The 22,915-nt window shown below is 45.1% G+C and carries 24 protein-coding genes; 23 read left to right on the forward strand and 1 reads right to left on the reverse strand.

Going from position 1 to position 22,915, the window contains the following annotated elements:
• The first annotated feature begins 238 nt into the window (after window positions 1–238).
• The 13 genes from NHH16_RS13235 to gpmI all read left to right on the forward strand — a co-directional run bounded on the left by NHH16_RS13235 (window position 239) and on the right by gpmI (window position 12,774).
• Window positions 239–1,435, forward strand: coding sequence for a pyridoxal phosphate-dependent aminotransferase (locus NHH16_RS13235; protein WP_262070086.1), 1,197 nt, complete (start codon window positions 239–241; stop codon window positions 1,433–1,435).
• A gap of 12 nt (window positions 1,436–1,447) precedes the next feature.
• Complete coding sequence (locus tag NHH16_RS13240; RefSeq protein WP_262070087.1) at window positions 1,448–1,996, forward strand: NUDIX domain-containing protein; 549 nt, start codon at window positions 1,448–1,450, stop codon at window positions 1,994–1,996.
• Window positions 1,997–2,140: 144 nt separating this feature from the next.
• Window positions 2,141–2,860 (forward strand): ABC transporter ATP-binding protein, encoded by a 720-nt coding sequence (locus tag NHH16_RS13245; RefSeq protein WP_262070088.1) that lies wholly within the window; start codon window positions 2,141–2,143, stop codon window positions 2,858–2,860.
• Window positions 2,861–2,871: 11 nt separating this feature from the next.
• The gene (locus NHH16_RS13250; protein ID WP_262070089.1) at window positions 2,872–3,795 is read left to right on the forward strand and encodes a SufB/SufD family protein; all 924 of its coding nucleotides are present in this window, start codon (window positions 2,872–2,874) and stop codon (window positions 3,793–3,795) included.
• Between the two features lie 13 nt (window positions 3,796–3,808).
• Complete coding sequence (locus tag NHH16_RS13255) at window positions 3,809–4,252, forward strand: RrF2 family transcriptional regulator (protein ID WP_262070090.1); 444 nt, start codon at window positions 3,809–3,811, stop codon at window positions 4,250–4,252.
• Between the two features lie 18 nt (window positions 4,253–4,270).
• A complete protein-coding gene (gene nifS / locus NHH16_RS13260) occupies window positions 4,271–5,458 on the forward strand; it encodes a cysteine desulfurase NifS (protein ID WP_262070091.1) in 1,188 nt (395 codons plus the stop codon).
• A gap of 1 nt (window position 5,459) precedes the next feature.
• The gene (nifU, locus tag NHH16_RS13265; protein WP_262070092.1) at window positions 5,460–5,906 is read left to right on the forward strand and encodes a Fe-S cluster assembly scaffold protein NifU; all 447 of its coding nucleotides are present in this window, start codon (window positions 5,460–5,462) and stop codon (window positions 5,904–5,906) included.
• A 1-nt stretch (window position 5,907) separates the two neighbouring features.
• A complete protein-coding gene (gene mnmA, locus NHH16_RS13270; protein WP_262070093.1) occupies window positions 5,908–6,987 on the forward strand; it encodes a tRNA 2-thiouridine(34) synthase MnmA in 1,080 nt (359 codons plus the stop codon).
• The gene (locus NHH16_RS13275) at window positions 6,977–7,795 is read left to right on the forward strand and encodes a histidinol-phosphatase HisJ family protein (protein WP_262070094.1); all 819 of its coding nucleotides are present in this window, start codon (window positions 6,977–6,979) and stop codon (window positions 7,793–7,795) included. The genes mnmA and NHH16_RS13275 overlap by 11 nt, the downstream gene beginning before the upstream one ends.
• A 163-nt stretch (window positions 7,796–7,958) precedes the next feature.
• Complete coding sequence (gene gap / locus NHH16_RS13280; RefSeq protein ID WP_262070095.1) at window positions 7,959–8,969, forward strand: type I glyceraldehyde-3-phosphate dehydrogenase; 1,011 nt, start codon at window positions 7,959–7,961, stop codon at window positions 8,967–8,969.
• A gap of 211 nt (window positions 8,970–9,180) precedes the next feature.
• On the forward strand, window positions 9,181–10,374 hold the full coding sequence (locus NHH16_RS13285; RefSeq protein ID WP_262070096.1) for a phosphoglycerate kinase: 1,194 nt from the start codon (window positions 9,181–9,183) through the stop codon (window positions 10,372–10,374).
• Between the two features lie 42 nt (window positions 10,375–10,416).
• The gene (gene tpiA, locus NHH16_RS13290) at window positions 10,417–11,166 is read left to right on the forward strand and encodes a triose-phosphate isomerase (protein WP_262070097.1); all 750 of its coding nucleotides are present in this window, start codon (window positions 10,417–10,419) and stop codon (window positions 11,164–11,166) included.
• A gap of 66 nt (window positions 11,167–11,232) precedes the next feature.
• On the forward strand, window positions 11,233–12,774 hold the full coding sequence (gene gpmI, locus NHH16_RS13295; RefSeq protein WP_262070098.1) for a 2,3-bisphosphoglycerate-independent phosphoglycerate mutase: 1,542 nt from the start codon (window positions 11,233–11,235) through the stop codon (window positions 12,772–12,774).
• Between the two features lie 69 nt (window positions 12,775–12,843).
• Here gpmI and NHH16_RS13300 read toward each other — a convergent pair whose 3' ends face one another.
• Window positions 12,844–14,028: a metallophosphoesterase gene (locus NHH16_RS13300; protein ID WP_262070099.1), complete on the reverse strand. Its 1,185-nt coding sequence runs from the start codon at window positions 14,026–14,028 to the stop codon at window positions 12,844–12,846.
• A gap of 127 nt (window positions 14,029–14,155) precedes the next feature.
• On the opposite strand from NHH16_RS13300, the gene NHH16_RS13305 reads away from it, so the two are divergent.
• From NHH16_RS13305 to recN, 10 genes are read left to right on the forward strand one after another with little or no spacing between them, the layout of a single operon-like run.
• The gene (locus NHH16_RS13305; protein ID WP_262070100.1) at window positions 14,156–14,539 is read left to right on the forward strand and encodes an Asp23/Gls24 family envelope stress response protein; all 384 of its coding nucleotides are present in this window, start codon (window positions 14,156–14,158) and stop codon (window positions 14,537–14,539) included.
• On the forward strand, window positions 14,540–14,947 hold the full coding sequence (gene nusB, locus NHH16_RS13310) for a transcription antitermination factor NusB (RefSeq protein WP_262070101.1): 408 nt from the start codon (window positions 14,540–14,542) through the stop codon (window positions 14,945–14,947). It abuts the gene before it with no gap.
• A gap of 8 nt (window positions 14,948–14,955) precedes the next feature.
• Complete coding sequence (gene xseA / locus NHH16_RS13315; RefSeq protein ID WP_262070102.1) at window positions 14,956–16,164, forward strand: exodeoxyribonuclease VII large subunit; 1,209 nt, start codon at window positions 14,956–14,958, stop codon at window positions 16,162–16,164.
• Complete coding sequence (gene xseB / locus NHH16_RS13320) at window positions 16,151–16,357, forward strand: exodeoxyribonuclease VII small subunit (RefSeq protein WP_262070103.1); 207 nt, start codon at window positions 16,151–16,153, stop codon at window positions 16,355–16,357. The genes xseA and xseB overlap by 14 nt, the downstream gene beginning before the upstream one ends.
• Window positions 16,350–17,246 carry a polyprenyl synthetase family protein gene (locus NHH16_RS13325; protein ID WP_262070104.1) on the forward strand — a complete coding sequence of 299 codons (897 nt, stop codon included), beginning with the start codon at window positions 16,350–16,352 and terminating at the stop codon, window positions 17,244–17,246. Before xseB ends, NHH16_RS13325 begins: the two co-directional genes overlap by 8 nt.
• Before the next feature lie 13 nt (window positions 17,247–17,259).
• Complete coding sequence (gene dxs / locus NHH16_RS13330) at window positions 17,260–19,119, forward strand: 1-deoxy-D-xylulose-5-phosphate synthase (RefSeq protein ID WP_262070105.1); 1,860 nt, start codon at window positions 17,260–17,262, stop codon at window positions 19,117–19,119.
• Between the two features lie 4 nt (window positions 19,120–19,123).
• Entirely contained in the window at window positions 19,124–19,927 is an 804-nt protein-coding gene (locus tag NHH16_RS13335; protein ID WP_262070106.1) for a TlyA family RNA methyltransferase, read from the forward strand.
• Window positions 19,928–20,761, forward strand: a complete 834-nt coding sequence (locus tag NHH16_RS13340) for an NAD(+)/NADH kinase (protein ID WP_262070107.1) — start codon at window positions 19,928–19,930, stop codon at window positions 20,759–20,761.
• A 4-nt stretch (window positions 20,762–20,765) separates the two neighbouring features.
• A complete protein-coding gene (locus NHH16_RS13345; protein ID WP_262070108.1) occupies window positions 20,766–21,215 on the forward strand; it encodes an arginine repressor in 450 nt (149 codons plus the stop codon).
• Window positions 21,216–21,225: 10 nt separating this feature from the next.
• Window positions 21,226–22,902 carry a DNA repair protein RecN gene (gene recN, locus NHH16_RS13350; protein ID WP_262070109.1) on the forward strand — a complete coding sequence of 559 codons (1,677 nt, stop codon included), beginning with the start codon at window positions 21,226–21,228 and terminating at the stop codon, window positions 22,900–22,902.
• Window positions 22,903–22,915: the final 13 nt, after the last annotated feature.

Consider the following 22,915-nt stretch of genomic DNA (forward strand, 5'->3'; position numbering starts at 1 on the left):
GTACGTACGGTGCTGTGAGAGGACGGCGGTTAGTCACCGCCTCCTACTCGATATAAGAAACGCCGGAATTGCAAGTTTAAAAAGAGAAACTTGCAAAAATTACGATTTTAGTCAATTTAAACAATGAATAATACGAAAAAGAGAATTAATCGTTTTTAAATCTTGCACATTGACGATAAGTATATTATAATCAAGAAAGTGTTAAGAGAATATGAAAAAAAGTAGGTGGGTAGGAATTATGTCATTATCATTATCAGAAAAAGCAAAGCGAGTAAAACCTTCATCGACTTTAGCGATTACCGCTAAGGCTAAGAAGTTGAAGGCAAAAGGTGTTGACGTTGTGGGTTTTGGTGCCGGAGAACCGGACTTCGATACTCCACAGAATATTAAAGATGCAGCGATTCGCGCAATCAACGAAGGCTTTACCAAGTATACGCCAGCGGCTGGTACAGACGAATTAAGAGATGCAGTGGCTAAAAAGTTTAAAGAGTTTAACGGCATCGATTACGAAAGAGGCCAGATTGTTATTAGTAACGGCGGCAAGCATTCTTTAACGAATGTGTTTGAAGCCTTGCTTAATCCAGGTGATGAAGTGTTGATTCCGGCACCGTATTGGTTGACCTATCCGGAGATTGTCAAGCTTTGTGATGGGGTACCGGTAGAATTATACGGAAAGAAAGAGAATGATTTGAAAGTAACCGCCAAGCAGATTGAAGAGGCGATTACGCCGAAGACGAAAGCTCTTATTTTAAACACGCCTAGCAACCCTACAGGCATGGTCTATAGTGAAAAGGAACTACGAGCAATTGCTGAAGTGGTGGTAAGCAATGACATCTACGTAGTTGCAGATGAGATGTATGAGCACCTAATTTACGGCGAGCAAGAACATATTAGTATCGCCTCCTTAGGGGAAGAGATCTATAAGCGCACCATTACCTGTAGTGGAGTTTCTAAAAGCTACGCCATGACGGGATGGCGTATTGGCTACACGGGCTCTTCTTTAGAGATCGCTAAGTTAATGAGTTCGGTTCAGTCTCACCAGACATCCAATCCTTGCTCGATCGCTCAGAAGGCTTCTCTTGAGGCGATTACAGGACCGCAGGATGCGGTGGAAGAGATGCGCCTTGAGTTTGACAAACGACGGAAGCATATGTATGAGCGTATCGTCCAGATGCCGCTAGTAGATACCCTTGAGCCAGAAGGTGCTTTCTATGTCTTTGTGGATTGTACAGATGCCCTTGAGAGATCTTATAAGGGCACCCGGATTGGGACAGCTAATCGTCTGGCGGAAATTCTCATTGAGGATTATAACGTGGCGGTAGTTCCTTGCGCCGATTTTGGATTTGACAATTATATTCGCCTGTCTTATGCTATTTCCATGAAAGCTATCGACAAGGGACTAGATCGCTTGGAGGAGTTTTTAAATACACTGTAAGGCGGAATGGTAATGGCTAATGAAGTTAGAAGAGTAAAGCGAGAACTTGCCTATAAAGGCAGAATTATCGATGTATACAAGGATTACATGGAATTTGAAAACGGCAATACCTCTGTCTGGGATACGATTCACCACGACGGAGCGACGGCCGTTCTCCCTATTTTACCAGACGGGCGTTTGGTGCTAGTCAAGCAGTATCGCAACGCCCTAGAACGCGATACGATTGAAATTCCCGCAGGTAAGCTAGATACCCCCGATGAAGACCCTCAGGCGTGCGCCACCAGAGAACTGAAAGAGGAGACCGGTTATTTGGCGGCGAACATGAGACATTTGTTGACGATTAAGACAACGGTGGCCTTCTGCGATGAGAATATCGAAGTGTATCTTGCCAGTGACTTACGACAAGAGGGACAGCAGCTAGACGAGAATGAATACGTGGAAGTTTTGGAGATGACGCTTGCGGAGTGTAAGGAGCTTATCTATAGTGGTAAGATGCAAGACTCTAAGACGGTGGCTGCGATTATGGCTTATGCCAACCTTTTGCATGATCAGGAAATATAAGACGATAGTAAACGAGGACTTCCTAGGGATAGGTGGTCCTTGTTTTTTTGTGAATACATTGTGTATCCCTCTTGACCAAATTATACCCTAGTGATACACTAGGAATACAAAAACCTAGTAAATGAGTAGGAATTAGGAGAAGCTATGTTAGAATTAAGAGATATCTATTATGAAGTTCACGATGATGACGAAGCACGCGATGTAAACATTTTGCGAGGGGTTAACCTAAAGATTGAAGATGGAGAATTTATGGTTATTACTGGCCCCAATGGCGGCGGTAAAAGTACCATTGCCAAGATTATTATGGGAATTATAAAGCCCACTTCCGGTCAGATATTCTTTCAGGGAGAGGATATTACGAATCTTGATATTACTGGGCGAGCCCGCAAGGGAATCGGCTTTGCTTTTCAGGCCCCTGTTAGATTTAAAGGGCTTAAAGTCTACGATCTCTTAAAGCTAGCGGCGGGACAAGAGATAGATGTTAATACGGCCTGTGTCTATTTGTCCCAAGTAGGCTTATGTGCCGCTGACTATATCGAAAGAGAGATTAATGACAGTCTCTCGGGAGGTGAATTAAAGCGCATTGAAATCGCCCTTTTAATTGCCAGAAAGACAGCTTTATCGGTTTTTGACGAGCCGGAGGCCGGGATTGACTTATGGAGTTTTAAAAACTTAGTTGAGGTCTTTGAAAAGCAACAAAGAGAGGTAAACGGAAGTATTGTGATTATCTCTCATCAGGAGAGAATTATGGAGATTGCCGATCGGATTGCGGTTATAGCCGATGGCAAGGTGAAAGAAGTGGGAGCCAAAGCCGATATTCTACCGGAGTTAATTCCCGGAAATCAAGTCTGTGACAGAATTTGAGGTGCTAAGAGATGAAGAATACAACAGTTGATAAGATTTTAGATATTGTTTCTGGAATTAAGGAGCTACCAAAAGGCGCCTTTAATATCCGGGTAAATGGAAAAAGCGTAAAGCGTAGTAGCAGCGAAAATGTGGAGATTATCCCCCGGCCCGCCGGTGATGGTATGGATATTCACATTGCTCCCGGTACGAAAAATGAGATGGTGCATATTCCGGTGGTGATGGATGCCAGTGGGATGAATGATTTGGTCTATAACAATTTTTATATTGGTGAAGGAGCAGAAGTCAATATTGTTGCCGGTTGTGGCATACATAATGACGGCGATCACTTAACTCAGCACGATGGTATTCATACTTTTTACGTAGGTAAAGGGGCCAAGGTCAAATATACAGAGAAGCATTACGGAGAAGGGGGCGGCACCGGTTCGAAGGTGCTAAATCCCGTGACGGAGGTTCACTTAGAAGCGGACAGCGTCTTAGAAATCGAAACGGTGCAAATTGAAGGTGTAGATAAAACCGATCGTACCACTAGAGGTGATGTGAAAGAGAACGCGAAGCTGCTTATAAAAGAGAAACTTTTAACTAATGGCGAACAAGAGGCGATTACTCGTTTTAGTGTCGACCTTGACGGGGAAAACTCCAGCACCACCGTTAGCTCTAGATCGGTGGCCAAAGGACAGTCAAAGCAGTACTTCTATTCGGTGCTTAACGGCAATAATAAATGTGCAGGGCACTCGGAGTGCGACGCCATTATTATGGATCAAGGGTTTGTGAAGGCAGTGCCGGATGTAACCGCCAATCATGTAGAAGCTTCGCTTATTCACGAAGCCGCCATTGGCAAGATTGCCGGTGATCAAATTATTAAGTTAGAAACCTTAGGCCTTACAGAAGCAGAGGCCGAGGAGAGAATAGTAGCAGGTTTCTTAGGTATTTAAGGAGGCGTTTTTAATGAAATTATCAACAAAAGGACGATACGGTCTGCGGGCCATCATCGACCTTGCTCGCTTTGGCAAGGAAGCACCGGTGTCAATTAGCAGTATTGCTGCAAGGCAAGGGATTTCTGAAGGGTACTTAGAGCAAATCGTCGCCCTTCTCAAAAAAGCGGAGTTGGTGAAAAGTGTGCGCGGAGCCGGTGGCGGTTACGTCTTGGCAAAAGAAGCGAATGAGATTTCTGTAGGTGACATCTTACGTGCGTTAGAGGGGGATTTAGACGCGGTTAATTGTTCGGCGGAAGGTGGCTGTACGGTAGCTGATGAATGTGTGACCAAGTATGTCTGGCGCAAAATCAACGATAGCATCAACCATACAGTGGATGAGATGCTTTTAAGTAAGTTAGCAGAAGAAAGCGAAGACATTAATCCTGACGGCGAATTTGAAAATCAGTGTAAGTGATTGACGAGGAGAATAAAGATGGGCAAATTTATATATTTAGATAATGCGGCAACGACGAAGACGGACCCTAAAGTAGTAGAAGCGATGCTTCCTTACTTTACCGAGAACTATGGCAACCCTTCTAGTGTGTATAGTTTTGCAGCAGCCAACAAGGAAGTGGAAAGCGAGCAGCGAGAAATCATCGCGAAAAGCTTAGGGGCCAAGACTAACGAGATTTACTTTACAGCAGGTGGCTCAGAAAGTGATAACTGGGCGTTAAAGGCGACAGTAGAGGCTTACGCCGATAAAGGGAATCATATTATTACGACAAAAATCGAGCATCACGCAATTTTGCATACGGCTCAGTATTTAGAGTCAAAGGGCATCCAGGTGACGTATCTGGATGTGGATGAAAATGGCTTAGTAGACCCAGAGGCGGTCAGGGCGGCGATTCGTCCAGAGACGATTCTTATTTCTGTGATGTTTGCCAACAATGAGATCGGAACCATTGAACCGATTAAGGAAATTGGTGCTATTGCGAAAGAAAACGGTATTCTTTTTCATACCGATGCGGTTCAGGCGTATATGCACGTACCGATTGATGTGGAAGAACTACATATCGATATGCTTAGTGCCAGTGCTCATAAGTTTAACGGTCCTAAGGGGATTGGTTTTCTCTATATCCGTAAAGGAGTTAAGATTCGCTCCTTTATTCACGGCGGTGCTCAGGAGCGCAAGCGCCGGGCGGGAACAGAGAACGTGCCGGGAATCGTCGGCATGGGAACGGCAGCGAAGCTGGCTTACGCAACCTTAGATGAGCGAGCAAAATACGAGAGTGAACTAAGAGATTATCTGATTGATCGGGTCTTAAAGGAAATCCCTTATACACGTTTAAACGGTGACCGGGTTAAGCGTTTACCGAATAACGCCAACTTTAGCTTCCGCTTTATCGAAGGGGAAAGTCTACTAATCATGCTGGACATGAAAGGTATTTGTACTTCTAGTGGTTCGGCTTGTACATCAGGGTCTCTAGATCCTTCTCATGTACTTTTAGCGATTGGTTTACCTCACGAGATCGCTCACGGCTCTTTAAGAGTGAGTCTCAGCGAGGAGACGACCAAGGAAGATATCGATTATTTGGTAGATGAACTGAAAAAGATAGTGGCAAGAATTCGCGAGATGTCGCCGCTATACGAAGATTTTCTAAAGAAAGAAAAGGTGAAATAAGATGGCATATTCAGAAAAAGTAATGGATCATTTTGAACATCCCCGTAACGTGGGCGAAATTGAAAACCCTAGTGGTGTGGGAACCGTAGGAAACGCTAAGTGTGGCGATATAATGAGAATCTATTTGGATATCGATGATAATCAGGTGATTCAGGACGTAAAATTTAAAACCTTCGGTTGTGGAGCTGCCGTGGCCACCAGTTCGATGGCGACGGAGTTAGTAAAAGGGAAAACCGTCGAGGAAGCCCTTGGTGTGACCAATAAGGCGGTAATGGAAGCTCTTGATGGGCTGCCACCGGTAAAGGTGCATTGTTCTTTGCTAGCGGAAGAGGCAATTCATGCGGCTCTTTGGGACTATGCCGAGAAGCATAATCTAAAAATCGAAGGCTTGGAGAAGCCAAAGAGCGATATCCACGAGGACGAAGAGGAAGAGGAAGAAGAATATTAAGATGAAAGAAAAAGTAGTAGTGGGAATGTCCGGCGGGGTGGACTCTTCGGTGGCGGCCTATCTTTTAAAAGAACAAGGATATGACGTAATTGGGGTTACCATGCAAATCTGGCAGGACGAAGAGGAAATAGCCCAGCAAGAAAATGGTGGTTGTTGCGGCTTAAGTGCCGTCGATGATGCCAGGCGGGTAGCCGCCGCGCTTGATATTCCGTATTACGTAATGAACTTTAAGTCAGAGTTTAAATCAGCGGTGATTGATTACTTTATTGCCGAATACCAGCAGGGGCGTACTCCTAATCCCTGTATTGCCTGCAATCGGTATGTTAAGTGGGAGTCCCTTTTACAGCGCAGCCTAGAGATTGGCGCCGATTATATCGCTACGGGACACTACGCAAGGATTGCAAAGCTGCCAAATGGTCGCTACGCTGTTGCTAATTCAAAGACAGCAGCGAAAGATCAGACTTACGCACTTTATAATCTGACCCAGGACCAGCTTAGGCGGACACTGATGCCGGTAGGAGATTATACAAAGGAAGAGATCCGGGAGATGGCGGAGCGGATTAATCTGCGAATTGCCAATAAACCTGACTCTCAGGATATTTGTTTTGTTCCCGACGGCGATTATAAAGGTTTTATCGAAAAGGAAACGGGAAAAAAACAGACTCCCGGAAACTTTGTCTTGACCGATGGGACCGTAGTAGGTCAGCATAAAGGGATTACTCACTATACGGTGGGGCAGCGCAAAGGCTTAGGACTATCCCTTGGCCGTCCCCTTTTCGTTCTAGAAATTCGCACAGCGACCAACGAAGTAGTGGTTGGTGATGATGAGCAGTCGCTTTCTTATACGGTGCGGGCAAATCAGGTGAATTTTATGTCTGTAGCGGATATTAGTGGTCCTGTAGAAGCCTTTGGTAAGATTCGCTATAATCACCCAGGGGCTCCTTGTACGGTCCAAAAGACAGGCGCAGACGAAATCCTGGTAACCTTTGATGAACCTCAAAGGGCCATTACTCCGGGGCAAGCGCTGGTGCTTTACGACGGTGAATACGTGATGGCGGGAGGAACGATTATTGGAAGATAATAAGATTTTGACAGATTGTCACCTTCATACGCGATATTCTCACGACTCCAAGGCCGAGCCTGAGGCGATGATTAGAGCCGGCATCGCTGCCGGGCTTACCTGTATCGGAATCACGGATCACTACGATTTTCCTTCCGTTGATTATCCGGTGGATGGTACTTTCGATGTGGATGCTTATTTTGAGGAGTTATTACCGCTAAAGGAGAAGTACCAGGAGCAGATAAAGGTTTTAATCGGGATTGAAATGGGCTTAGAGCCAGAGCGGGGCGCTTTTTTCCAGGATTTGCGAAAGAAATACCCCTTTGACTATGCCATCGGTTCTACCCATATTGTGAAAGGACGAGACCCAGCGGTAGCCGATATTCATCAGGGGCGACCGGATAAAGAAGTCTACCTGGAATATTTTGAAGAGGTATTGGCAAATGTTCGAGCCTGTACCGCCTTTGACGTACTTGGACATCTAGATTACGCGGTGCGTTATGGGCAAGGGAGGGATAGTACGTATCATTTTGAGGATTACCGGGATGTGTTTGCGGAGATTTTTACAGAGATTATTCGCCGGGGCAAGGCCATTGAGATTAATACGGCTGGGCTTAAGTATAAGTTACCTTTTCCTCATCCCCAGTCATCAGCCCTTAAGCTTTACCGGAACTTAGGCGGAAAAAATGTGACGATCGCCTCAGATGGCCACCAGCCCGAACAGCTGGCTTACGCCTTTGATAAAGTACCTAATTATCTTGCTGAATGCGGATTTTCGTACTATAGCGAACCGCAAGCGGGAGGATTTGTGCAAAAGTATTTAATATGAGGGCAAAAAGTACAGAAATGCCCTTGAAAAGTTGTACAGAATTTAGTACAATAAAACACGGTTGACGATTCTTTAACAAGTATAGCGACTATAAATACTTACTTGTTACGGGTTATCACTATAAATAGTTTCTTAATTAACCAAATTTAGGAGGAAATTAAACATGGCAGTAAAAGTTGCGATTAATGGATTTGGACGTATCGGACGTCTTGCATTCAGACAGATGTTTGTAGCAGAAGGATATGAAGTAGTAGCAATCAACGACTTAACAGATGCTAAAATGTTAGCTCACTTACTTAAGTATGATACTACACAAGGTAAATTCGAACTTTACGACAAAGTTGAAGCGAAAGAAACTTCAATCGTTGTAGACGGAAAAGAAATCGAAATTTACGCAGAGAGAGATGCTTCTAACCTTCCTTGGGGAGAACTTGGAGTAGACGTAGTTCTTGAGTGTACTGGATTCTACACCTCAAAAGAAAAAGCTTCTGCACACATCACAGCAGGTGCAAGAAAGGTAGTTATCTCAGCTCCAGCTGGCAACGATCTGCCTACTATCGTATATAATGTTAACCACGAGACACTTAAAGCAGAGGACAATGTAATTTCAGCTGCGTCTTGTACAACAAACTGTTTAGCACCAATGGCTAAGGCTCTTAACGACTTAGCTCCAATCAAATCTGGTATCATGGCAACAATCCATGCTTACACAGGTGATCAAATGACTCTTGATGGACCTCAAGCAAAAGGCGATTTAAGAAGATCTCGCGCTGCTGCTGAGAACATCGTACCTAACTCAACTGGTGCTGCTAAGGCAATCGGCCTTGTTATTCCAGAACTTAACGGCAAGCTTATCGGAGCTGCTCAACGTGTACCTACACCAACAGGATCTACAACTCTTCTTTTTGCAGTAGTAGAAGGTGAAGTAACAGTAGATCAAATCAATGCTGCTATGAAGGCTGCATCAACAGAATCTTTTGGATACAACACTGACGAAATCGTTTCTTCAGACATTATCGGTAGCACCTACGGATCTATCTTTGATGCTACTCAGACAATGGTTATGCCAGTTGGCGACGGAACTACAGAAGTTCAAGTTGTATCTTGGTATGATAACGAAAATTCATATACCAGCCAAATGGTTCGTACTATCAAATATCTATCTGATTTATAGAATACACAGACTCAACCAAGGGGTCCGGTCGTACCAGGCCGGACCCTTTTTATAACAAAAGGCACGAAATGCCTTTTGTTATAAAAAGCGCTCCGCTAGGATGCGCACTTCGGCGTAATGTATTTTGTGCGTATGCACACGCCGAAGGCGCCAGAATTTGCCAAGCGCAAATTCCATCTAAAATAAGAGAATAAACTAGGAGGATACACATATGTTGAACAAAAAATCAATCGATGATATTGACGTTAAAGGAAAACGCGTACTCGTTCGCTGTGATTTTAACGTGCCTTTAATCGATGGTAAAATTACCGATGAAAACCGTTTGGTAGCGGCACTACCAACGATTAAGAAGCTGATTGCTGATGGTGGCAAGGTTATTCTTTGCTCTCATCTAGGAAAGCCAAAAGGAGAGCCGGTGCCTTCATTATCATTAGCACCAGTAGCGGTACGCCTTTCTGAGCTTCTAGGTCAAGAGGTTAAGTTTGCTGCGGATCCAGAGGTAGTAGGACCAAATGCCAGAGCAGCCGTTGCGGAGATGAAAGACGGCGATGTGATTTTACTAGAAAACACTCGTTACCGGGCAGAAGAGACCAAGAATGGTGATGCTTTCTCTAAGGATCTGGCTTCTCTTTGCGATGTTTTCGTTAATGATGCCTTTGGTACCGCTCACCGGGCACACTGCTCTAATGTAGGGGTGACCAAGTATGTGGATACCGCTGTAGTTGGTTATTTAATGCAAAAGGAGATCGACTTTTTAGGAAATGCTGTCAATAATCCAGAACGTCCATTTGTGGCAATTCTTGGAGGCGCAAAGGTTTCTAGCAAGCTTTCTGTTATCGAAAACCTGTTAGATAAGGTAGATACATTAATCGTCGGTGGTGGTATGGCTTATACCTTTATTAAAGCTCAAGGTGGTAGTATTGGTAACTCGCTTTTGGAAGAAGACTTTTTACAGTATACACTGGATATGCTGAAAAAGGCGAAGGATAAAGGCGTTAAGATGCTTTTACCAGTAGACACGGTTATCGCCGATGAATTTTCAAATGATGCCAATCATAAAGTTGTGAAGATCGACGAGATTCCTGATGGTTGGTTAGGTCTTGATATTGGACCAGAATCAGAAAAAATCTTTATCGATGCTGTCAAAGACGCAAAAACAGTGGTATGGAACGGTCCCATGGGAACCTTTGAAATGCCTAATTTCGCTCACGGTACCGAAGCTGTTGCCGCAGCCCTAGCAGAAGCGGATGCAGTAACGATTATTGGTGGTGGAGATTCAGCTGCTGCCGTTAATCAGCTAGGATTTGGCGATAAAATGACCCATATTTCTACCGGTGGCGGTGCTTCTTTAGAGTTCTTAGAAGGGAAAGAGCTACCAGGTGTAGCTGCTGCCAACGATAAATAAATTGAAACGTAGTAGATAACAAGGTATAAGAAGGAGAGAAAGATGTCTAGAAGAAAAATTGTAGCAGGTAACTGGAAAATGAACAAAACTCCATCAGAAGCAGTAGCTCTTGTGGAGGAATTAATGCCTCTTGTTAAGAGCGATGATGTGGATGTGGTTTTTTGCGTACCAGCAATCGATATTATTCCTGTAGTAGAAGCAGTTAAAGGCAGCAACATCAAGGTTGGTGCAGAAAATATGTACTTTGAAGAAAGCGGGGCTTACACAGGTGAGATTTCACCAGCGATGTTAGTAGACGCCGGCGTAGAATACGTGGTTATCGGTCACTCTGAGAGAAGAGAGTACTTTGCTGAGACAGACGAGACGGTTAACAAGAAAGTCTTAAAAGCTTTCGAACACAACCTAACGCCAATCATGTGCTGCGGTGAGACCCTTGAGCAAAGAGAACAAGGTGTGACCATGGACTTTATTCGTCAACAAGTAAAGATTGGTCTTCTTGGCGTAACAGCCGAGCAGGCAAAGAAAGCGGTTATCGCTTATGAACCTATCTGGGCTATTGGTACAGGCAAGACAGCAACCACTGCTCAAGCAGAAGAAGTATGTGCTGGTATTAGAGCATGTGTAGCAGAAATCTTTGACCAAGCGACAGCAGATGCTATTCGTATTCAATACGGTGGTAGCGTTACTGCCGATACCGCTGCTGAACTTTTTGCAGAGGCTGATATCGACGGTGGCTTAGTTGGTGGTGCTTCTTTGAAAGCAGACTTTGGTAAAATTGTAAATTATAAATAAGTAATCCGTGCAGGGAAGCTTCAATGTGCTTCCTTGCATATTTTTGCGGATAAAGGAGAATAATAAATGAGTAAAAGACCAACAGTATTAATGATTTTGGATGGATATGGATTAAGTGACAATACGAAAGGAAACGCTATTGCTGCGGCAAACACCCCGGTTATGGATCAGCTGATGAAAGAATATCCTTTCGTAAAAGGGAATGCCAGCGGTTTGGCGGTAGGTCTTCCTGAAGGACAGATGGGTAATTCCGAGGTAGGTCACTTAAACATGGGTGCCGGACGCACGGTTTACCAGGATTTGACCAAGATTACGAAGGCGATTAAAGATGGTGACTTTTTTACGAATGAAGCTCTTTTAGCTGCTTGTGCGAATGTTAAGAAGAATAATTCCGCTCTTCATTTGATGGGACTTGTTTCCGATGGTGGTGTTCACAGTCACAACACCCATATTTATGGGCTACTAGAATTAGCGAAAAGGCAAGGAGTAGAAAAGGTTTACGTTCACTGTTTCCTAGATGGCAGGGACACACCACCAGAAAGTGGTGCTGGATTTGTGGCCGAGCTAGAAAAGAAGATGGCGGAAATCGGTGTGGGTAAAGTCGCTACGGTAATGGGACGTTATTATGCTATGGACCGTGACAATCGCTGGGAACGGGTACAAAAAGCGTATCTGGCAATGACAGCAGGCGTTGGCGAGGTGGCAACAGATGCCGTACAGGCCATTAAGGATTCCTACGCCGCTAATGTTTCTGATGAGTTTGTTTTACCGACAGTGATTGAAGAGGATGGCAAACCAGTGACTTCAATCATCGATTCGGATTCTATTATCTTCTTTAACTTCCGTCCGGATAGAGCTAGAGAGATTACGCGCTGCTTTGTGGATGATAGCTTCACCGGATTTCCTAGAGAAGCGAGAATTCGAACAACATTTGTGTGCTTTACCGAATATGACGATACGTTTAAGAACTGTTTAGTAGCTTTTAGAAAAGACGAAATAACCAATACCTTCGGCGAATTCTTGGCCGCTCATAACTTAACCCAAGCCAGAATTGCAGAGACGGAGAAGTACGCTCACGTTACCTTCTTCTTTAACGGTGGCGTGGAAGAGCCAAATAAAGGCGAAGACCGGATTTTAGTGCCTTCACCAAAGGTGGCAACCTATGACTTGAAGCCAGAAATGAGCGCAAACGAAGTGTGCAATAAGTTAGTGGACGCTATTGAAAGCAATAAATACGATGTGATTATTACGAACTTTGCTAACCCTGATATGGTTGGTCATACAGGCGCACTTGAAGCCGCCATCAAGGCTATTGAAGTAATAGACGGCTGTGTTGGTCGTGCAGTAGAAGCTCTCAAAAAAGTAGATGGTCAGATGTTTATCTGTGCCGATCACGGCAATGCCGAACAGCTAATCGATCCTAATGATGGCGAGACCTTTACGGCTCATACAACCAATCCGGTACCATTTATCTTAGTAAATGCGGATTCAAAGTATGGACTTAAAGAAGGCGGCGCTCTTTGCGATATCGTTCCGACCTTGATTCAGTTAATGGGTATGGAGCAACCGAAAGAAATGACAGGTCATTCGTTGTTGATTGAAAAATAAAGATAAAGTAAAAAAGGAAAGAAGTGTGTCGGGGACACACTTCTTTTCAGGTTGGGACGGAGTTTTTCGTCACTTTACTCCGTCCCCAATGGTGATGACGGCGATTTCGGCTTTCGTGCCGACTCGCATATTGGCGCCGAAGACGCCCACCCCGGAGGTGACGATATTGGTCATGTCACCAACTTTTAGTTCACCGTAGGGATTATCCCAGAAGAAGCCGATGGTTAAGGTTCCAGGCCACATCTGGCCGTTATGGGTGTGTCCGGCTAAGTCTAAGTCTACGCCGGCGCTAGCTAGTTCTTCTAGCTCGGCTGGTTCGTGGTCGATAATAAAGATGGGTTTCTCCTGGTCGAAGGTAGCGGTGATTTCTTCAGGAGTCTTCCGCTTTTCGATACCTCTACCGGGGCGTTCTCTATCGGCACGACCGTAGAGCTGGACGCCGTTCGGTAAGGTAACTCCTTCATCCCGCAGGAGAGTAACACCAGCATCGACTAAGAACTGGTCCATTTCTGGGGAGGCCATTTTCTTCTCCTTAGAGGAGAAGGTAAAGCCGGCGAGAATTTTTTCTTCGATATCGTGATTGCCGTAGCAAGCATAGGTGCCGTAGGTACTATTGATTTGTCGTAGAGCCTCGGCGATTTTAGCGGGCTGATTAATTGCTTCAAATTCATTATCGAAGATATCACCGGCGATGACTACAAGGTCAGGTTCTTGCTCGTTGATTTTGCGTACCATTTGCGTCATCTGAGAGAGGCCCTTATTGTAGCCAAGGTGTAAGTCAGCTACGAGAATAATCCGCATGCCATCGGTCTCCGGGGCTTCCTTTGCCAGGTCTACCTGGTAATCAGTGATGCGGATGTAACGGGCGTTTAACGTTCCGTAGACAGAGAGGGAGAGAATAATCGCAATACAAATAGTTCCTACTCGGACAAAGGTTTTTCGCGAACCGAGCCAGTCCCACTTGACTTTGAAGACGTATTTTAAGAGTAGGCGGATGCCATCGACGATAATTACCGTCAGGAGAATGTAGCAGGCGGTTCCAAACCAAGTATTAGCTACGTATTTAAGCCAGCGCCAAGGAAGCAAAAAGGCGGTTAGAATAGAAGAAGATATCAAGCAGTAAACAACGACAATAAAGATCTGAAGTCCACGTCTGCGGAAGTGCTTGGTACAAGCGCCCATCCAGCGAAGTAGCCAGCGCGCCAAATAGAAATTTAACAAAATGTATAACGGAGCAAGAAATAATGCAATCATTTTGAGGATCCTTTCACACAAGTTTTTTTCTGAAACTATAGTAACACAAGATGAACGCAAAAAGTGTACAAACAATTGCAAATTTGCTATAATCTAGTTACGATTACGAAATAGGAGGAGCTAAGACGTGGAGAAAAATACAAAAAATACATATACAATTACTAAGGAAGGAAGCGCAGGTTCAGTGAAAATTGCCGATGAGGTGGTAGCGGTTATCGCCGGGATTGCTGCGATGGAAGTTGATGGAGTAGCTTCCATGGTCGGTAATGCCACCAAGGATATTATGCAAAAGTTGGGCCGCAAATCTCTTTCTAAAGGGGTAAAGATTGAAATACAGGACAACGTGGTAAAAGTTCATTTAGCCCTTAATATTAAATACGGAAATAATATTATGGAGATTACGAAGAACGTTCAGGAAAAGGTTAAGACGGCTATTGAAAACATGACCGGTCTTAGCGTGGCTGATGTGAATGTACGTGTAGCCGGTGTGAACGTATCGGAGGAGCAATAAGTGACTAGAAAAGAGCAAAGAGAGCATGTTTTCAAGCTAGTCTTCGAATTGGAGTTTCACTCTAATGGAGAAATACCGGAGCAGCAACAGGAATACTTTTCCTCATTAGGAGAAGTGGAACCGCAGGAAACCGAGAGTATTCAGAAGAAAGCTTCGGCTGTTGCCGATCACGCGACAGCCATCGACGAGCTTCTTAACACCAAGACCGCAGGCTGGAAGACTAGTCGGATGAATAAGGTGGACTTAGCTATCTTGCGTCTGGCGGTATACGAAATGCTTTATGATGAAGAAGTCCCTGAGAAGGTGGCGATTAATGAGGCGGTAGAACTTGCCAAAAAGTACAGCGGCGGCGATGGACCGGCGTTTATTAACGGTGTTTTGGCTAAGTTTACCCAGGAAAGGGAATAACCTTAGCGATGAATGTTTACACTGTAAAACAGGTAAATGGATATATAAAAAATATGTTTGCTCAGGATTTCATGATGAATAAGATTTACGTGAAAGGTGAGGTGTCTAACTGCAAGTACCATACCTCGGGGCACATATATTTTTCATTGAAAGACGAGTCTGGTACGATTGCCTGCGTGATGTTTGCGGGGCAGAGGAGCGGACTCGCTTTTCGTATGGCCGAGGGTCAATCGGTAATCGCTTTTGGACAGATAAGCGTCTACGAGCGAGCCGGTTCTTATCAGCTGTACGCCAAAGAGATTCGCTTGGACGGCGATGGCCTTTTATACGAGAAGTTTCAAGCGCTTAAAAAAGAATTAGAAGAGATGGGAATGTTTGCGCCCGAATATAAAAAACCGATTCCTAGCTTTCCCCAGACCATCGGCATCGTAACTGCGAAAACGGGAGCGGCTATTCGGGATATTATCAGCGTCGCGACTAGGCGCAACCCTTATGTTCAGCTGATTTTATATCCGGCCTTGGTGCAAGGAGTAGGGGCAAAAGAAAGCATTGTGAAAGGCATCGAAATTCTCAATGAAAAGCAGGTAGATTTGATTATTGTGGGCCGGGGTGGCGGTTCGATAGAAGACTTGTGGGCCTTTAATGAAGAGGTGGTGGCAAGAGCCATCTTCGACAGTCAGGTTCCCGTCATTTCGGCGGTTGGTCATGAGACAGACACGACGATTGCGGATTTTGTGGCGGATTTACGAGCGCCTACACCATCGGCAGCGGCGGAAATTGCTGTACCCGATGTCTTAGCGATTAACGAACAGCTAGAAAGTGTGAAAGCTAGACTGAGGCGTAGCTTGATGAGTAAGGTTCGGGAGACGCGCTTTAAGCTTAAAGAGTATGAGACGCGAATACGTTTCTTGCATCCCGTCTCCAAATTGCGGGAACAAAAGCAGTACGTAAGCGAGTTAGAGGAACGGATGCGCACCCGAATTCACAATCAGCTTCAAGGGGCTAGACATACTCTTGCCATATATGTCGAGCGCTTACGAGGGCTTTCACCCTTAGAGAAGCTTAGTCGCGGGTTTGCCTATGTAAAGCGAGAAGAGGCGAAGCTTGATAGCGTCAAATCAGTAAAGGTAGGGGATACCCTAAGCATTTATCTTCGCGACGGCGAGGTGTCAGCGGAAGTAACCAAGGTGGAGGAAATAACAGATGGCCGAAAATAAAAAGGATTTGAATGAGCTATTTACAGAGCTAGAGGATGTAACGAAGGCGATGGAGAGCGAAGAGGTAAGTCTAGAGGACAGTCTTTCTTTGTACGAAAAGGGGATGAAAGTCCTAAAAGAGTGTAATGATAAATTAGATAAAATAGAAAAGAGTATTATCGTCTTGGATGAAAAAGGAGACATCGATGAGTAATAGCAATTTTTCAGAAGTGTTAGATAAGCACGTCTTAGAGGTAGAACAGATTGTGAAGAGCTTCTTGCCACAACCGGAAGGACCGGCTAGTCTGGTGATGGAAGCGATGGATTATAGCCTGGTGGCAGGAGGAAAACGCCTGCGTCCCCTGCTTATGCAGGAAAGCTTTCGCCTATTTAACGATCAGGAGAAAATTGTGTGGCCGCTAATGGCCGCGATGGAGATGATTCACACCTATTCGCTAGTACACGATGATTTGCCAGCAATGGATAACGATGAATACCGTCGGGGCAAAAAGACTACTCACGTAGTCTACGGCGAAGATATGGGCATTCTCGCGGGAGATGCTCTGCTTAACTACGCTTTTGAAACGGCAATGAAAGTATTTGATAGCCAGGTGGACCGGGAATTAGGCATTCAAGCGATTCGTGTCCTTGGCCAGAAAGCTGGTATCTATGGGATGATTGGCGGTCAAGTAGTGGATGTGAAGGAGACGGGTAAGGCCTTAGAGGCCACGACCCTAAACTATATATACGAGAAGAAGACGGCGGCCTTAATCGAAGGCTCGTTGATGATTGGTGGTATTACTGGCGGCGCTTCGGCAAGTGAGGTGACAGCCCTTGAGAAAATCGGGCGCTTAGTCGGCGTAGCTTTCCAGATTCAGGATGATATCTTAGATGTGGAAGGGACATACGCTGAACTAGGAAAGCCAATCGGTAGTGATGCTAAAAATGAGAAGACCACTTACGTTACTCTTTACGGCAAGGAAGCAGCGGTAGAAGCGGTAAAGAACGCTTCGGAAGAAGCGATTTCCTTATTGTTAAAACTTGGAAAAGACACTGCCTTTTTAGAGCAGCTACTCACGTATTTAATAAACCGTAGGAAATAGATGAGGGAATGGTATGTTAGAGCAAATAAAAAAAGCGAATGATATCAAAGAGATTGCCCCTGAAGATTATCAAGAATTGGCGGCAGAAATCCGTTCATTTCTAATCGAAAAAATCAGTAAAACCGGCGGCCATCTGGCGTCTAATCTAGGTGTGGTGGAACTGACCATGGCCATGCATTTAACCTTTACACTGCCGGAGGATAAGATCATCTGGGATGTGGGACATCAGTCCTATACCCACAAGCTACTAACTGGTCGGACGGCCGGTTTTGATGAGCTCCGCTGTTTTGGCGGTTTAAGTGGCTTCCCTAAGCCTGGTGAAAGCGAATGCGACGCTTTTGGAACGGGACATAGTTCCACTTCGATTTCGGCAGGCCTAGGATACGTCCGGGCCAGGGAGATTAAAGGGGAAGATTATCAGGTGATTTCTGTAATTGGCGATGGCTCATTAACTGGCGGTATGGCTTATGAAGCCCTTAATAACGCGTCTCAAGTAAAAAGCAATTTTATCATTGTCTTAAACGATAACCATATGTCGATTTCGGAAAATGTGGGTGGTATTTCCAAGTATTTGAATCGACTGCGCAGTGCAGAGCTGTATCACGGTCTAAAAAAAGGAGTAGAAGAGACGTTAGAATATATTCCTGGCGTCGGCAAACCGATGATTCGTCAGCTGAAAAAGGCTAAGAATTCCCTGAAGCAACTGGTGATTCCAGGGATGCTTTTTGAAGATATGGGTATTACGTATTTAGGACCAGTAGCCGGTCACGACGTGGAGAAGCTATGTAAGACCTTCCGGGAAGCAAGAAGGATTAAAGGGCCGGTGCTAGTTCACGTTCTAACGGAAAAAGGACGAGGTTACGAGCCGGCGATTGCTATGCCGGATAAATTCCACGGGGTGGGCCCCTTTGATATCGAAACGGGTGAATCGCTTTCACCAGCGACTAAGGATTCTTATACCGATGTCTTTGGGAAAGTTCTGACGGACATTGCCATGAAAGATGAAACCGTGGTGGCGATAACGGCGGCCATGGCTGATGGTACTGGTCTAAAACGCTTTGCCAGTAAGTTTCCCAAACGCTTTTTTGATGTGGGGATTGCTGAAGAGCACGCGGTTACCTTTGCCGCGGGACTTGCCTGTGCGGGAATGAAGCCGGTTTTTGCGGTGTATTCTTCCTTTTTACAAAGAGGCTTTGATCAGTTGATTCACGATGTGGCTCTTCAGAAATTGCCGGTGGTCTTTGCAGTTGATAGAGGAGGACTTGTGGGCAATGATGGGGATACTCACCAAGGGATTTTTGACCTTTCGTATTTGTCGATGATTCCCAATATGACGGTTATGTCGCCGAAGCACAAATGGGAGCTGGCAGATATGCTTAGATTTGCCTTTAAGCTTCAAGGACCAGTGGCCATTCGCTACCCAAGAGGCAGCGCTTTCGATGCCTTTGAAGAATACCGAGAAGAAATTGCTTTAGGAAAAAGTGAATGGATTTACCGAGAAGAAGAAGTGGCCATTATCAGTGTAGGGCACATGTTTAGCGAAGCGGTTTTAGCTTATAAAAAACTGAAAGAGGCAGGGCGTAAGGTGTCTTTAATTAATGCTCGCTTTGTCAAACCCCTCGATACTCAGATGATCGAAGAAGTGGCAAAAACCCACTCGATAATCTACACCGTCGAGGAGAATGTTAAAATCGGTGGGTTTGGCTCCCAAGTGGCAGACTATGCCGAGGAGCACAGCCTTCCAGTAAAGGTTTGTCCTTTTGCGCTTCCCGATGATTATGTAGAACAGGGGAATGTAGAGGTTCTACGAGAGGTATTGGGCTTAAATGGCAGTGCCATCGCGGAAAAAATAGAAAAAGATCTAAAAGGGTAGGACGATGAAAGAACGTTTGGATATATTATTAGTTAAAAGAAATTTAGCCGCTTCTAGGGAAAAAGCAAAGGCGCTTATTATGTCAGGCATCGTTTATGTCGATGATCAAAAGGAAGATAAAGCCGGTAGCACCTTTAGCGAGGAGGCCAAAATCGAGGTTCGGGGCAAAGACATGCCTTACGTGAGCCGCGGTGGCTATAAGCTAGAAAAGGCGCTGAAGGAGTTTGCCCTTTCCCTAACGGATTTGGTCTGTACCGATGTAGGCTCATCTACCGGCGGCTTTACTGACTGCATGCTCCAAAATGGTGCGAGAAAGGTCTATGCCATCGATGTAGGAAGAGGCCAGCTAGATTGGCAGCTAAGAAATGACCCTCGGGTTATCAGTATGGAAAAGACGAATATCCGTTACCTTGAACCAAAGGATTTGGGAGAAGCTATCGATTTTTCTTCCATCGACGTCTCTTTTATTTCGTTAACAAAAGTGTTAGCGCCGATTTACGCCTATTTAAAGCCAGCAGCTCTTGTGGTGGCTTTGATTAAGCCCCAGTTTGAGGCAGGGCGAGAAAAGGTGGGAAAAAAAGGAGTGGTGCGAGAGCGAAGCACCCATGTAGAAGTGATTGAAAAAGTGATTAATTATGCAACTTCTATTAACTTTGACGTCTGTAAACTAAGCTTTTCGCCGATTAAAGGACCTGAGGGGAACATAGAATATCTGGTTTTGCTGAAAAAGAGCGATAACTATGGTATTATAAATGATGGTATAAATATTGATGAAATTACGATAGAAGCGACGAAGGAGCTTAAGTAGATGCAAAAGATACTAATCGTGACAAATGAGACAAAAGATCCCGATTTTCAAAGAACCATGGAAGCTAAAATGCTTTTTGAGCAGCGGGGAATTACCTGCGTGCTATGTGAAAATGCCGAACGCAAAACCATTGTGGAGAATCTGAAAAGGGATGAAATAGATTTCGTACTCGTTATCGGTGGAGATGGCACCTTAATTGAGGTGGCTGGTTACTTGCATAAGACGGGGGTACCCCTTCTCGGTGTAAATATGGGGACTCTAGGTTATCTCACCGAGATAGAGCCAAATTGCCTGGAAGAGGCCGTAACCAAGCTAGCTTCAGGAGATTATCAGGTGGAGGAGCGAATGATGCTCGCCGGGCAGGTGAACGCGGGGGTAAGTGACCTTTCTCTTAACGACATTGTAGTTTCGAGAAAAGGCGGCTTACGGGTCATCGCTTATGAGGTCTATGTAAACGGCGAGTATCTGAATACCTATAAAGCCGATGGAATTATCATTTCCACGCCGACGGGCTCGACGGCCTATAATCTGTCGGCGGGCGGTCCCATCGTTAAGCCGACAGCGTCCTTAATTCTTTTAACGCCGATTTGCTCTCACGCTCTAAACACCAGCAGCATTGTGCTGGCGGATACGGATGAGATTACGATTAAGGTGTTAGAGGGCCGCAATCAGACGGTAGAAGAGGCCATTGTTTCTTTTGACGGCGCCGGACCCTATAACTTAGTGACCGGTGACGAAGTTCATGTGCAGAAAGCAAAAACGGTGACGAAGATCATCAAGCTAGGTGACGTGAGTTTCTTAGAAACACTGCGCCGAAAAATGAAAGGAAGTTAAACAGGTGAAGGGTAATAGACGACAAAAAATCATTGAGTTAATTAATAAATACGAGATTGAAACCCAAGAGGATTTAACGGAGCATCTTCGTCTGGAGGGCATTACCACGACTCAGGCTACCATCAGTCGGGATATTCGGGATTTGAAGCTGACCAAAGTGCCGACGGCAAATGGTCGCCACCGGTACGGCGTCTTAGAACCAGGGAAGCCTCAGCTAGGCGAAAAGTTTATTCGTGTCCTTAAAGAAGGCTTTCTCTCTATGGAAGTAGCGGGAAATCTCTTAGTAATTAAAACCGTCTCGGGCATGGCGATGGCGGTAGCGGCAGCGATTGATTCTCTGGAGTATCCGGAGGTGGCTGGTTGTATTGCTGGTGATGATACCTTGATGTGTGCTATCAAAAGCGAGGACGGCGCCCGAGTGGTGGAAGAGAAGATTCGGAAAATCTTAGTATAGGAGCAACTATATGCTACAAAGTTTATATGTGAAAAACTTAGCTTTAATCGATGAGATTGAAGTGGATTTTGCCCCGGGTCTTAACGTCTTGTCAGGGGAAACGGGGGCCGGTAAATCGATTATTATCGGTTCCATTAATCTGGCTCTTGGCGCCCGCTATAAAGGCGAGGTCCTAAGAGAAGGTGCCCAGTACGGTTTAGCCGAGCTCCGTTTTCAGATTGAGTCAGCATCCCTTAAAGAGGCATTAGCTCGGCAGGACGTGTTCCTAGATGATGGGGAACTAATTATCAGTCGCAAACTTATGAATGGCCGCAGTGTCTGTAAGATTAATGGAGAAACGGTCAATATGAATGATTTGCGTCAGGTATCGAGCTTGCTTCTAGACCTTCACGGTCAGCACGAGCACCAGTCTCTTTTAGACCCCCAGTATCACCTGCAGATTTTAGATAGCTATGCCGGTGAAGAGGCTTGGGAATTGAAGCGGGAGATAAAGGAGCGCTTAAGCGAGTATCGGCAAACCACTGCTGAGCTGGCAAAAAGTCAGAAGGACGACAGCGCTAGAGAAAAAGAGTTAGAACTCCTTCGTTTTGAAGTGAATGAGCTTCAAGAAGCAGCGCTTAAGCCGGGGGAGGACGAAGCGCTAGACGAAGAGTATCGTTTTCTTGCTCACAGCAAAAACATCAAAGAGGAAGTCAGCATTACCTATGGACTGACGGCCGCCGGTGATGATAGTGCCAGCGAGCAAATTTCAAGAGGTATCAGGGCGCTGCAAGAAGCCGTTAAATACGACGAAAAGAGCGAGAACCTTGTGTCCCAGTTAACAGAGATTGATAATCTGCTAAATGATTTTAATCACGAGCTAAGCGCCTATCTGGAGACCTTGGATTATTCGGAAGAAGATTTTGGTAAGCTAGAATCCCGCCTTAATACGATAAATTACTTAAAGACCAAATACGGGGGATCGGCTAGTGAAATGCTGGAGTATTTGGCTGAAAAACAAGAAGAAATTCAGGTTCTGGAAAACTATGAGGAGCATCTAGAAAACCTAAGAGCCAAAGCCGCGAAGCAGCTTGCTAGTCTGGAAAAAATAGGTAAAAAGCTATCAAGCCTTCGAAAGAGTGTGGCTAAAGAACTAGAAGGCGACATTCGTGCTGGCATTGCGGATCTTAATTTTGCCGATAACCAGTTTGTTATCGATTTCTCGGAGAAAAAGCCGAGTGAAGACGGAATGGACGAGGTGGTCTTTTTGGTATCGGTGAATCCCGGTCAAAAGGTAAAGCCGCTTAACGAGGTGGCTTCCGGCGGCGAATTATCTCGGATCATGCTGGTGATTAAGACGGTGATGGCGAAGAAAGATGCAATTCCCACCTTGATTTTTGATGAAATCGATGTGGGTATCAGTGGCAATACGGCTTATAAGGTGGCGGAGAAAATGAAGGTAATCGCTAGCGAACACCAGGTGATTACGATTACCCATTTGCCCCAGATAGCGGCCATGGCTAATCAGAATTACTTAATTGAGAAAGTGATTAAAGGACAGCATTCGCAAACGGAGATCAAAACTCTTAGCGAAGAAGAATCCGTTACTGAGCTAGCCCGTTTGCTGGGCGGTCAGACGATTACCGAGACGGTGATGGCGAATGCTAGAGAGATGCGACAGTTAGCACATGAGGAGAAGAGAAGATAATGGGAAGGGTTTC

The organism is Ohessyouella blattaphilus (assembly GCF_024721265.1).
Lineage (GTDB): Bacteria > Bacillota > Clostridia > Lachnospirales > Lachnospiraceae > Aequitasia > Aequitasia blattaphilus_A.